Source organism: Streptomyces sp. NPDC079020, from assembly GCF_044542225.1.
Lineage (GTDB): Bacteria > Actinomycetota > Actinomycetes > Streptomycetales > Streptomycetaceae > Streptomyces.
Genome location: NZ_JBITUB010000005.1, coordinates 452,972 through 465,577, shown reverse-complemented (window position 1 = coordinate 465,577; position 12,606 = coordinate 452,972). Strand labels below are relative to the sequence as shown.

At 73.1% G+C, this 12,606-nt stretch carries 13 protein-coding genes; 6 read left to right on the top strand and 7 right to left on the bottom strand.

The window, feature by feature from the left end; translation table 11 throughout:
- Window positions 1–9: 9 nt before the first annotated feature.
- Both ACIGJO_RS13850 and ACIGJO_RS13845 read left to right on the top strand, forming a co-directional pair.
- The gene (locus ACIGJO_RS13850) at window positions 10–795 is read left to right on the top strand and encodes a glutamate racemase (protein WP_399956840.1); all 786 of its coding nucleotides are present in this window, start codon (window positions 10–12) and stop codon (window positions 793–795) included.
- 71 nt (window positions 796–866) lie between these two features.
- Window positions 867–1,430, top strand: coding sequence for a hypothetical protein (locus tag ACIGJO_RS13845; RefSeq protein ID WP_399956837.1), 564 nt, complete (start codon window positions 867–869; stop codon window positions 1,428–1,430).
- Between the two features lie 105 nt (window positions 1,431–1,535).
- On the opposite strand, the gene ACIGJO_RS13840 is transcribed toward ACIGJO_RS13845, so the two are convergent.
- Window positions 1,536–2,600: an O-antigen ligase family protein gene (locus tag ACIGJO_RS13840; protein ID WP_399956834.1), complete on the bottom strand. Its 1,065-nt coding sequence runs from the start codon at window positions 2,598–2,600 to the stop codon at window positions 1,536–1,538.
- Between the two features lie 286 nt (window positions 2,601–2,886).
- Here ACIGJO_RS13840 and lnt point away from each other — a divergent pair, with 286 nt between their 5' ends.
- On the top strand, window positions 2,887–4,524 hold the full coding sequence (gene lnt, locus ACIGJO_RS13835; RefSeq protein WP_399956832.1) for an apolipoprotein N-acyltransferase: 1,638 nt from the start codon (window positions 2,887–2,889) through the stop codon (window positions 4,522–4,524).
- A 9-nt stretch (window positions 4,525–4,533) separates the two neighbouring features.
- Window positions 4,534–5,013, top strand: coding sequence for an NUDIX hydrolase (locus tag ACIGJO_RS13830; RefSeq protein ID WP_399956829.1), 480 nt, complete (start codon window positions 4,534–4,536; stop codon window positions 5,011–5,013).
- A gap of 185 nt (window positions 5,014–5,198) precedes the next feature.
- On the opposite strand, the gene ACIGJO_RS13825 is transcribed toward ACIGJO_RS13830, so the two are convergent.
- Window positions 5,199–5,810 (bottom strand): DUF1707 domain-containing protein, encoded by a 612-nt coding sequence (locus ACIGJO_RS13825; RefSeq protein ID WP_399956826.1) that lies wholly within the window; start codon window positions 5,808–5,810, stop codon window positions 5,199–5,201.
- Window positions 5,811–5,958: 148 nt separating this feature from the next.
- On the opposite strand from ACIGJO_RS13825, the gene ACIGJO_RS13820 reads away from it, so the two are divergent.
- A complete protein-coding gene (locus ACIGJO_RS13820; RefSeq protein ID WP_399956823.1) occupies window positions 5,959–6,501 on the top strand; it encodes a DUF1707 domain-containing protein in 543 nt (180 codons plus the stop codon).
- A 109-nt stretch (window positions 6,502–6,610) separates the two neighbouring features.
- Here the strand turns inward: ACIGJO_RS13820 and ACIGJO_RS13815 are convergent, their stop codons facing one another.
- On the bottom strand, window positions 6,611–7,537 hold the full coding sequence (locus ACIGJO_RS13815) for a MerR family transcriptional regulator (protein WP_399956820.1): 927 nt from the start codon (window positions 7,535–7,537) through the stop codon (window positions 6,611–6,613).
- Window positions 7,538–7,600: 63 nt separating this feature from the next.
- Here ACIGJO_RS13815 and ACIGJO_RS13810 point away from each other — a divergent pair, with 63 nt between their 5' ends.
- Window positions 7,601–8,362 carry a maleylpyruvate isomerase family mycothiol-dependent enzyme gene (locus ACIGJO_RS13810; protein ID WP_399956817.1) on the top strand — a complete coding sequence of 254 codons (762 nt, stop codon included), beginning with the start codon at window positions 7,601–7,603 and terminating at the stop codon, window positions 8,360–8,362.
- 56 nt (window positions 8,363–8,418) lie between these two features.
- Here ACIGJO_RS13810 and ACIGJO_RS13805 read toward each other — a convergent pair whose 3' ends face one another.
- The 4 genes from ACIGJO_RS13805 to ACIGJO_RS13790 all read right to left on the bottom strand — a co-directional run bounded on the left by ACIGJO_RS13805 (window position 8,419) and on the right by ACIGJO_RS13790 (window position 12,557).
- Window positions 8,419–9,186, bottom strand: coding sequence for an isocitrate lyase/phosphoenolpyruvate mutase family protein (locus ACIGJO_RS13805; protein ID WP_399956814.1), 768 nt, complete (start codon window positions 9,184–9,186; stop codon window positions 8,419–8,421).
- 217 nt (window positions 9,187–9,403) lie between these two features.
- Window positions 9,404–10,363, bottom strand: coding sequence for an endonuclease/exonuclease/phosphatase family protein (locus ACIGJO_RS13800; protein WP_399956811.1), 960 nt, complete (start codon window positions 10,361–10,363; stop codon window positions 9,404–9,406).
- A gap of 318 nt (window positions 10,364–10,681) precedes the next feature.
- The gene (locus ACIGJO_RS13795; protein ID WP_399956807.1) at window positions 10,682–11,605 is read right to left on the bottom strand and encodes a JmjC domain-containing protein; all 924 of its coding nucleotides are present in this window, start codon (window positions 11,603–11,605) and stop codon (window positions 10,682–10,684) included.
- Between the two features lie 82 nt (window positions 11,606–11,687).
- On the bottom strand, window positions 11,688–12,557 hold the full coding sequence (locus ACIGJO_RS13790; protein WP_399956803.1) for a JmjC domain-containing protein: 870 nt from the start codon (window positions 12,555–12,557) through the stop codon (window positions 11,688–11,690).
- Between the last annotated feature and the right edge of the window lie 49 nt (window positions 12,558–12,606).

Below are 12,606 nucleotides of genomic sequence, written 5' to 3'. Positions count from 1 at the left end.
GGTGACTGGGTGAAGATCGCGCTCATGGACTCCGGAATCGGCCTGCTCCCGGCGGCCGCCGCGGTACGCCGACTGCGGCCCGACGCGGATCTCGTGCTCTCCTCCGACCCGGACGGGATGCCCTGGGGGCCCCGTACGCCGCAGGATGTGACCGCCCACGCGCTGGCCGTGGCGCACGCCGCCGCCGCGCACCGGCCGGACGCACTGATCGTCGCCTGCAACACCGCGTCCGTGCACGCCCTGCCGGCCCTCCGCGCCGCCCTGGAACCCGCCCTGCCCGTCATCGGCACGGTCCCCGCCATCAAGCCCGCCGCCGCGGGCGGCGGACCCGTCGCCATCTGGGCGACCCCGGCGACCACCGGCAGCCCGTACCAGCGGGGGCTGATCCAGCGGTTCGCCGACTCCGTGGCGGTCACCGAGGTCCCGTGCCCCGGTCTGGCCGACGCCGTGCAGAACGCCGACGAGGCGGCCATCGGCCGTGCCGTCGCCGCGGCCGCCGCCCTCACCCCGCCCGATGTGAAGGCCGTCGTCCTCGGCTGCACCCACTACGAGCTGGTCGCCGAACGCATCCGGGCCGCCGTGCAACGGCCCGGCCGGCCGCCGCTCGCCCTGCACGGTTCCGCGGGAGCTGTCGCCGCCCAGGCGCTGCGCCGGATCGGTGCCGTGCCCGCGCCGTCGGACGGACCGGCCGGGGCGCTCGACGTCATTCTCAGCGGACGGGCCGCCGCCCTGCCCGAGCCCGCAATGGCCTACGCCGAGGGGCGCCTCCTGAAGGCGGTCAGCCCCGCGTTCTGAGCCGCTGCGACCGCCGGTCGCGGCGGCTCGCCGCCCTCCCGGCGGCGCGCGACGTGAGTACGCTGCTTGACATGACGCACCACGACGACAGTGCGGGGCACGGTTCGAGCCAGGCACCGTCCAGCGTATGGACCGGCCGGGCCACCAATCGTGTGCAGTGGCTGCTCGCCGCCGTGGGCGCGGGATGCATGGCCCTGGGCATCCAGCTGGCCGTGGGCTCCACCTGGACCTCCGGCATCGCCCCGCTGCTGATGTCCGTGATCGGCTGCGTCGCCGCGGGACTGCTCATGCTGTTCGGAACGCTCGCCTTCGTCCATGTGGCCGTCAAGGTCGACGGGGACGCGCTGGAGGTGCGCTGCGGCCACGCGGGTCTGCCGCGCCGCCGGATCCTGCTCACCCATGTGGTCGGCGCGGAGTTCGCGCCCACGGTCACCCCACGCCAGTGGGGCGGCTGGGGCTACCGCTGGCGGCCCGACCAGGGCACCGCCGTGGTGGTGCGCAAGGGCGAGGGCCTGGTGCTCAGACTCGGCGACGGCCGGACCTTCACCGTCACGGTGGACGACGCGGAGGCGGCCGTACGGTTCATCCGGGACCGCCTGCACCTCCAGGGCACAGGAACGCGCGCCGGAGCCTGACCTCCAGGGCGCCGTCCCGGTGCCGCGCCCGGCCCGGCCGCCAGGGCCCGCGTTCCGCCCCGCCCGATCCGCCCCTGACCTGTCTGACCTGCCCGCCGTCGCCGCTCAGGCCGGTGGCGCGGCGGTCGCGGGCTTCCGCCCCGCCGGGCTCCCGCCCACCGGGTACCGCGCGGAGGCGAGACCGGCGAGCAGCCCGGCGCCCGCCGTCACCGGGGTGAAGCTCAGCGCGTTGCCGACGACGGCCAGGGCCGCCAGCGCGGTCAACGCGGCGCCGGCCGCCAGGACCACCGCCGTCGTGCGGGGCGAACGCCACAGGACGTACAGCAGCCAGCCGAACGCGGCCCCCAGCAGCCCCACACCCACCACGCCCTGCTCGGCGGCCTGCTGCAAGGGGGCGGAGTGCGGCTTCCCGTCGGAGCCCAGCGTCTCCTGCGCGGTGGAGCTCAGTTCACCGAACCGGTCGGGCCCCACTCCCAGCAGCGGATGCTCCCGCGCCAGCTCCGCCGCGTCGCGCCAGAGCAGCACCCGGTTCCGGGTGAGCTGACCTTCCAGGGAGACCGACAGACCCCGTGGCAGGGCGTCCTCGGCCACCGCCCAGGAAACCCCGGCCATGAGACCGGCGATCAGGGCGAGGCCCGCCAGACCTGCCAGCCGGTGCCGCGTCCGGACCGTGGCCAGCGAGCAGAGCAGCACCCCCACGGCCGCGGCGAATCCGACGGCCGAGCCGAGTGTCAGAGCGGCACAGGCGGAGCCGAGGGCCGGCAGCCGCAGGGCGACCCGCAGCGAGGCCTTCCCCGCCGCCGCGGAAGCACAGCAGGCGGCGCCCGCCGCCAGCACCAGCAGGGCCGCGGCCGCCCCGGTGTGACCGGGGGCGATGTCCGCCGCCGCCGTGGCGCCCGGCATGCCGTGACGCGACACGAGGGCCATGACCAGTGCGGCGACGGCGACCGCGGTGGCCGCCGCGACCGGCAGCAGCGTTCCGCAGATCCTGCCGCAGGTGAAGCCCGCCGCGACGGCCAGCAGCGCGAGGAGCACGCCTTCCGGCCGGGTGTCCCGCCCGGCGGCGCTGACCAGCGACCAGACCGCGCAGGCGGCCAGGATCACGGCTCCCGCCGCGTCGGAAGCACTGCCGCGTTCCCTGGTGCGGACCCGGCCCGCCGGTGCAGTCATCCCGTCGACCCCCGACCTGTGACCGTCCCGCCCACGACGGCCGGACCGGCCGGTCCGCGGGGGACTGGCGCACACCGTAACGGCCGGAGGCCACAGATGTGAAGGAATGGCGCAGAGACGTTGTGGCCGGAGACGTCGTACCAGGCCGGGCGCACGGGCCCGTTCACGGCGGGCTGGTGCGGGCCCGTTCACGGCCCACCGGATCAGGCCGCACCGCGCCGCGCGCCGGGCCGCACGGAACCGGCCCGCGCCGCCCCGCACAGGCGCCCACCGTAGACTCCGCCGGGTGAGCGCCACCATCACCACCGTCGACGACCCGTCGCCCGCCGTCACGCCCTCCGGCCGCAGGCTGCTGCCGGGGCTCGTCAGGCCGTCCGCCGCCGTACTCTCCGGCCTGCTGCTCTACGCGAGCTTCCCGCCGAGGCCGCTGTGGTGGCTGGTGCTTCCCGGTTTCGCCCTGCTCGGCTGGGTGCTGCACGGACGCCGGCTGCGCGCGGCCCTGGGCCTCGGACTCCTCGCGGGACTCGGCTTCATGCTCCCGTTGCTGCACTGGACGGGTGAGGAGGTCGGCCCGGTTCCGTGGCTGGCGCTCGCCGTCGCCGAAGCGCTGTTCATCGCGGTGGGCTGCGTCGGGATCGCCGCGGTGTCCCGGCTCGCGTACTGGCCCCTCTGGGCGGCCGCGGTCTGGACGCTGGACGAGGCGCTCCGGGCCCGGGTGCCCTTCGGCGGCTTCCCCTGGGGCAAGATCGCCTTCGGCCAGGCGGACAGCCTGTTCCTGCCGCTCGCCGCGCTGGGCGGCACCCCGCTGCTCTCCTTCGCGGTGGTGCTGTGCGGCTTCGGGATCTTCGAAGCGGTACGCCGGTTCCGTATCCACCGCACCACCGGAGGGGTGTCCCGCGCCGCGGCCGTGGCGGCGGCGGCGACCGTACTGGCGCCCGTGGCCGCCGCGCTCGCCGCGCTGCCGCTGGTCGACGACTCGGCACAGGACGGGACCGCCACCGTCGCGGCGATCCAGGGCAATGTGCCGCGCCTCGGCCTCGACTTCAACTCCCAGCGCCGCGCGGTACTGGACAATCACGCCAAGCGCACGGAGCAGCTCGCCCGTGAGGTGAAGGCGGGCAAGGTGCCGCGGCCCGACTTCGTGCTCTGGCCGGAGAACTCCTCCGATCTCGACCCCTACCGCAACGCCGACGCCCGCATGGTGATCGACGAAGCGGTGAAGGCGATCGGCGTCCCCACGGTCATCGGCGCGGTCGTCGAGCCCGCATCGGAATCGGGCAACCTCCGCAACACCCTCATCGAGTGGGAACCGGACAAGGGTCCCGTCGACACGTACGACAAGCGGCACATCCAGCCGTTCGGCGAGTACATGCCGATGCGGTCCTTCGTCCGTATTTTCAGCAAGGACGTCGACCGGGTCCAGCGGGACTTCGGACCGGGGAAGAAGGTCGGAGTCTTCGATCTGGCCGGTACGAAGGTCGGCCTGGTCACCTGTTACGAGGCCGCGTTCGACGACGCCGTACGCGACACGGTGAAGCACGGCGGGCAGCTGATCGCCGTACCGAGCAACAACGCGACGTTCGGCCGGAGCGAGATGACCTACCAGCAGCTGGCGATGTCCCAGGTGCGGGCCGTCGAGCACGGGCGCTCCGTGGTCGTCCCGGTGACCAGCGGGGTCAGTGCGGTGATCAGGCCGGACGGGACGATCGTCGAGAGAACCGAGATGTTCACGCCGGACGCTCTCGTCGACGAGGTGCCGCTGCGGTCCTCACTGACACCCGCGACCCGGATGGGACCGCTGCCCGAGGGCATCATCGCCCTGCTCGCCGTGGCCGGCCTCGGCTGGGTGGCCGTCCGTGCGGCGCGCACCCGGCGGGGAACACACGGGAACACACCGTCGCAGGGCCCGGGAGCGGCCGCGTAGGCTCGCCGCATGACTACCCCCGACTTCATCCGCGACATCCGTGCCACCTCCGGCCACCAGCTCCTTCTGCTGCCGGGGGTCACCGCGGTGGTCTTCGACGACGAGGGCAGGCTGCTGCTGGGGCGGCGCGCGGACACGGGCAAGTGGGCGCTCGTCGGCGGAATCTGCGAACCGGGCGAGGAGCCCGCGGAGACCGCCGAGCGCGAGGTGTTCGAGGAGACCGCCGTGCACTGTGTGGCCGAGCGCGTGGTGCTCACCAAGGCACTGAAGCCGGTGCAGTACGCCAACGGCGACCGGTGCCAGTTCCTCGACATCACCTTCCGCTGCCGGGCGACGGGCGGCGAGGCGACGGTCAATGACGAGGAGTCGCTGGAGGTGGGCTGGTTCGCGGCCGACGCGCTCCCCCCGCTCTCCGAGCTCCATCTCTTCCGGATCAAGCAGGCCATCGCGGACGGACCCACCTGGTTCCAGCCCACGAACCGGACCTGAGACCGCCGCCGCCCGTCCCGCACGGACGTTGCTTCCCGTCATACGGTCCCGGTGCAGCTCCGGTTCGCCGGGGTCCATGACCGGCATCGGGGCGGTGACCGGTGACCGGTGCACGGGGGCACCCGCACGGACGCGTGCCCGGAGGAGCCGTCACCGATGCGCTGCCGGCTTCGAGGGGCGATCCGTCAGGCCGGGTTGCCGCGCAGCTTGCGCCGTTCCCAGCGGCCGGGGTGGCGGATGACGACGCCCGCCATGCCGCCGGACCCGGTGAGCCGGATCAGCGGAGTCCCGGGGAGCCGGTCGGGAGTGGTCCTGTCCTTCAGACCGCCGACGCCGGGATCCATGCCGGTGGTGTCCGCGGCCCAGGAGTCGGGAATGACGATGGTGACTCCGGCCATCTCCCCGTGCGCCTCCACCGCGACCTCGGCGAGGCGGCACCGAGTCCGGGTGAAGTCGAGCTTGACGCCGCCCATGCCTCCGCGAGCGACCACGTGCCCAGGAACATCCCAGGCCCCAGGGCCCCGGGACACACCGTGCAGGCCGCCCTTGAGCACCAGCGGCGGCAGGCTCTCGGGAGAACTCACCCTGGGCAGGTCGGAGGTCAGCTCGGCCAGCTCCGCGTAGGTCCTGGACGTCAGCGCCTGTTCCAGGCGCGTATCCAGCTCGTCAAGATCTATTCGTCCCTCGGCCGCGGCGTCGCGCAGCTGCTCCACCACCGCTTCGCGGTCGTCATGAGAGGCGCGGAGAGCACCGGGGGGAGCGGGGCGCGGAGAGGGCTCCGGAGGCTTGGCGGTCATGGCCACAAGAATAGGCAAGTCGTGCCGTGGCCGGCCGACGGCACCTGAGATGGGGGACCGGGGGCCTCAGCCCGCATGGGCGGCCTTTCCGCCGGACTCCCGTACCGTGGGCGCGCGTTCGTATCATCTGAGGCTCTAGAGTGAATCCGTGACCTCTCTGCCGGAAGACCCGAAGCGGCTGATCAGAGAAGACGACCGTGACACGGCTGTACAGCGTCTGCAGGACGCGTACGCCGAAGGGCACGTCTCCCACGAGGAGTTGGACGAACGGCTCCATCAGGTGCTCATCGCCGGGACACACGGCGCTCTCGCATCGGCTCTGGACTCGCTCCCCGCGCGGAGCGCGGGCACCACGTCCACGATCGCCGTCGCCGGAGGACGGATCCAGCGGCGCGGCGTATGGCGGGTACCCCGCTTCCTCAAGGTCGAGTCCGCCTTCGGACGGGTGCACCTGGACCTTTCCCGGGCGGTCATCGAGCACGCGGCGGTCGACATCGAGCTGCAGCTCGGCACCGGCAGGGCCAAGATCACGGTGCCGCGCGACGCGACCGTCGACTTCGAGGATCTGCGCACCGGGTGGAAGGACTCGGTCTACAGGAACCGGCGGCACTCCCACTCGGACGGGCCGAGGATCCGGATCTCCGGGACCATGGGGTTCGGACGGCTGAAGATCCGCCACGCACGGCGCTGAGGCCCTGTCAGGCACCAGTGCCCCTGTCAGGGCACCAGCAACCCCTGTCAGGCACCGGTAGCTCCCGTCCGGCATCAGCTCTCCTCGCCGCCTCAGCGGGCCCCCGCCCTCAGCGGCACCCATCGGAACGCACGGAGTGTTCCAGGGCGTCGGTCAGCCACAGGTGCGACACCCCGGGTGTGGCAGTGCCGCCGCCCGCCTCGGCCACGAGATGCCAGTAGCGGCGCATCCGCGGGACGCGGTCGGCGGCCACGTGGCTCAGCAGCCGGCTTCTGAACCGCGGGGTGTCGTCGCCTCCGCGCACCGAGGCGTGCGCCGCCACGAACCGGTCGAGCGCGTGGCCCGCGCGGGGCGGGGCACCGGCCCGCACCAGTGGCTCCGCCAGCACGCACGCCTCCTCGATGCCCGTCAGCAACTCCTGCTCGTCGGCGACCAGTTCGGCGTTGTCCCGGGCCATGGCGAGCAGGCCGCGCGTCAGTTCGCGGTCACCGGCCAGCGCGAACAGCTCGGCGTACGCGACCACCTGCGGCGGGGTCGGGTCGTCGGGCGGCCCGGGGACCGCCATGGTCACGAACGCCGAGAACATCACCTCGGACACGGGGACCACCATCGCCCGCCTCCAGAAGCCGGTCAGCGCGTCGCGGGCGGCGTTCCCGTTCTCCACGGCGGCCAGCAGCTCCAGTCTCGCCGCCCGCTCGGCCGGTCCGGCCTCCTCGATCGCGCGCAGCGACGCCCGCTGCCACGCCAGGTCCGCGATCCGCAGATCGAGCGCGGCCCGTTCGGCCGTGGCGGCCTCGGCCACGGACCGTTCACCGGCGAGCACCAGCCTGACCGAGGGGAGCCCGATCCCCAGCCCGCGCAGCCGTCTGACCAGGCTCAGCCGCTCCACGGCGAGCCGGCCGAACCTGCGGTGCCCACCCGTGCTGCGTACGGAGTCGATGAGGCCCTCGTCGCAGTAGAAGCGAATGGTGCGCACGGGCACGCCCGTCAGCCGGGCCAGGTCGCCGATCCCGAACGTCTCGTCGAGCAAAGGCACTTGAATCTCCACTGGACTGGAGTTCCTAGCGTACCGGCGTACCCCTTGAGAGGAGCTTTCGTGATGACGAAGACACTGGGAATGGCCCGGCTCGTGGAGGGCCTGCGGGAGCAGACCGGAGAACTCGCCCGCGTGGTCGCCGGAAAGGACCCGGAGATTCGGGTGCCCACCTGCCCGGAATGGCGGCTGCGCACCCTGGTCGGGCATGTCGGCCAGGAGCTCCGCTGGGCGGCCGGACTCGTGCGCACGGGCGAGCGGCTGCCCGTACCCGACCCGCGGCAGGCCGACCCCGGCGCGCCGGACGGGTGGGCCGAGTGGCTGCGCGAGGGTGCGGAGGAACTGGTCCTCGCGGTCCGGGAGGCCGGCGCGGACGCCCGGACGCATACCTTCCTGGGCCCGCGGCCGCCGGTGTTCTGTCTGCGCAGGATGCTGAGCGACATCTGCGTCCACCACTACGACGCGGCGTTCGCGCTGGACGCCGCGTTCGGGATCGCGGACGACCTCGCGGCAGAGGTGATCAGCGAGAACCTGGACCTGCTGTCGACACCCGCCTTCGCGTCGGCCCGGCCGGAGGTCACCGGACCGCGCGGCCGGGGCGAGCGGATCGGATTCCGGCCGGGTTCCGGGGAGGGCTGGGTGATCACGGGAGCGCCCGGGGCACCGCGCTGGGAACGCGGGCCGGTCGTGGCCGACGTGGTGGTGTCGGGGGCGGTGGCCGACCTCATGCTGGTGTTCTCCCGCCGCCTGCCGCCGGAGGGCGGCCGGGTGACGGTGACGGGCGACAGGGCATTGCTGGACCGCTGGCTGGCCCTTACGGCGTTCTGAGGGCTGTCTGTGCCCCTCCCCGCCCCGCGATCGCTGACCGGCCGCCCGGAACCCGTTCAGCGACTGAGCGCGTCGACCTCCGCATAGCCGGGGATACCGGTGGGCAGCGGCCCGCCCTCCCGGACCGCGAGGGCCGTGGTGACCGTGGCGTGCAGGGCCGCGCGGAAGAGGAGGGAGCCGGTGCTGACCCGCCGTACGCCCAACTCCGCCAACCGGTCGAGGCCGAGCGCGGGCAGGTGCAGCACATTGACCGGCACCGGCACGGCGGCGGTCACGGCGGCGATGTCCTCCTCCCTGGCCAGGCCCGGTACGAAGATCCCGTCGGCGCCCGCGTCCACGTACCGTCGCGCGCGGTCCAGCGTCGCGGGCACCGTGGCGTCCACCCCCAGCCAGTAGGTGTCCACGCGGGCGTTGAGGAAGACGCCGGGTGCCCGGCGTCCCACCTCGCGGAGCAACGCCGCCTGCGCCGTGGGGTCGGCCAGCCGGTCGCCACGCCCGTCCTCCAGGTTGATCCCGGCGACCCCGAGGCCGGCCAACCGCGCCACCAGGTCACCGACTTGCTGTGCGTCGGGGCTGAAGCCCGCCTCGATGTCCACGGTGACGGGGCACGGCAACCGGGCCAGCATCCTCGCCAGCGCGACGGTTTCCTCGCGGGCCAGCCCCTCGGCGTCGGGCAGGCCGTTGGCCGCGGCCACACCGAGGCTGGTGGTGCCGACGGCGTCGAACCCGGCGGCGGCCAGCGCGGCGGCCGAAGCGAAGTCCCAGGCGTTGGGCAGCAGCAGGGGCCGGTCCGCGTGATGCAGTGCGTGGAATACGGTGTTCAACGGGTCGTCCTCGGTTCGATCGGGCCGGCCGTGGGCGCGAAGGTGTGCGCACGGCCGGGGCAGGCGTGGGGGCCGGTTCCGAAAGGTACTTCTCCGAGGCCGCGATCCGTGAGTGTGCCGTCCGGCGAGCCGAGCCCCGTGTTGCCGGAACCGGGTGCGGCCATGTCCCGGGGGCGGCGGCCGCCCCCGGGCATGATCCCCCCTCACACGGATCGGCTCAGCGCGTGATCACCCGGAACGTGCTGAGTACGGCCTTGTGGTCGGTCGGCCAGGTCCAGGTGGGCTCCCAGAACCTGTCCCCGCCCGACTCCTCCACCCTCTCGTTGCGCACGATGGAACCGGACGGCCCGACGATCACGCTGTCGAGCAGGCGGATCCGCCGGTCCGGGTGGTAGAAGACGAAGTCGATCCGGTCCCGCTCGTCGGCCTTCGGCGCCCAGGTGAGCTGTCCGACATCGGAGCCCGGGTTGTCGCTCGGCCAGGTGAAGCCCGGCCTGCGGACGGGGTCCGGGTGGATCACGCGGTAGCTGTCGCGGAAACCGGCGTCCTCGATCGCCTTGGTCGTCGACCACTTGATGACGGTGCCGTTGTGGTCGAACAGGTTCCGGGTCCGGTGCGTCCAGTCCCGGTGCGAGGGCTCGTTGAAGTCACCGGCCAGCAGCGTGAGCCGCCCCTTGGCCCGCTCCTTCGCGGCGTCGGCGAGCACGGTCCTCGTCACCTCCGTGCGCCCCGAGGCCGCGTTGAGCCGCGTCATCAGGCCGACATCGGTGATCGGGCCGGCCGGGATCTCGCCCCAGCCGTACTCGGAGGTCTCCAGGGGCGGCGGTGTGCCGCCGCCGTAGCCGCGCGGCAGATAGTTGACGTAGTAGCGGTATTCCAGGTGCCCGGAGTAGGCCGCGACCTCGGTGCCGTCGACCGAGACGACCGCCTTCGACCATGACGGGAACGACGCGTGCTCGATGATCGGGTAGCGCGAGATCACCGCGGGATCGGCAGGGTTCTCGTTGTCGAAGTAGGTCAGTCCGCGCTCGGCGAGATCGGCCAGGAGGGCGGACACCCGCTCGGGGTTCGACTCGCTGAGCATCACCACGTCCGGCTCGACCGCGGCGATGGTGTCGGCGATGCCCGCCCGGCCGCCCGGAACGCGGCTGCCGCCGAGCCAGATGTTGAACTGCATGACCCTGAGCGTTCGCTGCGGGGGACGACGGTGGTTCCGCGCACCCTGTGGGGCGGCCTCGGCCGTGCCCATTGCCAGAACTCCCGCTCCGACGGTCGCGCCGACCATTCCGAGCAGTTCGCGACGCCTGACCATCCATGACCTCCAGTAGGTGCCCTGTATCCATGGCCCGGTCACGATTCGACACGGGCCGGGACAAAGTGTCGAGGCGTCTTGTGTATGACACATGAACCCGGGCGCAACGGTAGATGTTGAATGATCAATGGCGTCCTGCGGTACGGGGCGGCCGTTCCTGCGGCGCTCCGCTCCTGCCGCACGTCAGGCGCCGTGCGCCGGCCCCGTACCGATCAGGTCGCTCAGCGGGCGTCCCGGCGAAGGGCGCTCCGTGCGCATGGTTTCCCGCGCGAGCTCCACCAGTTCCCCGGGGGTGAGTCCGGCGAGTGTGGTCCGGAAGTGCGCGATGAGGCCGGACGCCGCCGTGTGCAGGGAGGCGTCGTCGTTGGGGCGTGGCGCGATCTCGTCGCCGGTCAGCAGCAGGGCCCGTGCCAGCGCGTAGAGCTGGGCGGTGCCAGCCTCCCGTACGGTCAGCGACAGGTGCGCCGACGGGGTGTCGCCCACTGCCGCGGCGGCATGCGCGAACGCCCGCGGCACATAGAGGACTTCCCCCTCCTCCAGCACCGTGTCCAGGCGCGGCTCGCCCAGGTCGCCCTCCGCCCGTTCGGGCTGCCATTCCCCGTCGGCCGGTCCGCCGTACACCCGCCAGCGCTTCGCTCCGTGGATCTGGACCGCGAGGATGTCGGCGTCGTCGCGGTGCACGGGGCGGCCCTGCGTGCCGGGCGGGGTGAGGAAGTAGAACGCCTCGACCTGCCGCCCGAACCGCTCGGCGAGCCCGTCCGCCAGTTCGCGTACGCCCGCGTGCCACTGGTCGACGTAGCGGAGGAGCAGGGTGGCCCGCTCCTGCGCGACGATCCGGCGGACCGACCCGGCGTCCACGTACCGCTCCACGATCTCGCCGAGGACCACGCGTGGAAGGCAGAAGCGTTCCGGCGCCACCACGCCCTCCTCGTGGACGAGTTGGGCATAGGGGGTCGCCAGGGCCCCGGCGTCCAGGAGACGGTCCACCTCGGCGACCGTCAGCACATCCACGGGAGGATTTTCAGGGCGCAGTACGACGGGCTCCTTCCGCCAGTGCTCGGCGAGGAACGTCTCGGGCTCCGGTACGCACCGGGTCAGCCAGTCCATGGTCGTTGTTCTTCCTTTCACGCCGTGGTGGCGCGCGATGGCACCGGCGGTGCGGGGGAGGGGTGCTGCCGCCGGGACGGTGTCAGGCGGTCGGGCGGCTGCTGAAGGCGTGCGGCCGGGCCCGGGCCACGAGGTCCTCGGGTGTCACGTCGGCCAGCCGCTCCCGGAGGTGTCCGATCAGGGAGGCCGCGGCATTGAGCAGGCCGTCGTCGTCCAGGGGGCGGCCCGGGAGGGTGATTCCCCCGGAGATCCGGGACAGCAGGGCGTTCCGCAGATGGCCGGTGCCCGCCTCGCGGATCACCACCGTGAGATGGGCCGAGGGACCGTCCCCCACCGCCGCCGCCGTGTGTGCGAAACCCCTGGGTACGTAAAGGATTTCACCGGTGCGTACGACGGTGTCGAGGAGCGGCGGCCCCGGTTCGTCCGCCCGGACCGGCTCCCAGTTCCCGTCGGCGGGCCCGGCGTGCACCTGCCACCGTTTGGCGCCGCCGAGCTGGATCGCCAGCAGATCGCCGTCGTCGCGGTGCACCGGCCCGTGGCGGCCGGGCTGGGAGAAGAAGTAGAACGCTTCGACCAGCCGCCCGAGCTGTTCGCCGATGCCGGCCGCGAGCGCGCGTACCGGTGGGTACCACTGGTCGACGTATCGCAGTTGCAGCGTGGCGCGTTCGTCGCGGATGAGGTCGCGGACGGCCTGTCCGTCCACATAGCCCTCCACGGCACGTCCGGTGACGAGGCGGGGCGGGCAGAACCGTTCGTCGGGAATCTGCCCGTCCGCCGTGTAGAGGCCCGCGTACGGGGTGCGCAGCAGGCCGCCGTCCAGGATCGCGTCGAGCCCCGCGCCGGTCAGCAGTTCGAGCGGCGGCTCGGCGGGCCGGAGGACCACCGGGGCCGTACGCCAGTGAGTGTGCAGGAACGTCCCGGTGTCCGGTACGCATCGTTCGAACCAGTTCATGGCCCGCCTCTCGCTGGGGTGGGCCCACCGCTCCGGTCGCCGGTGGGCC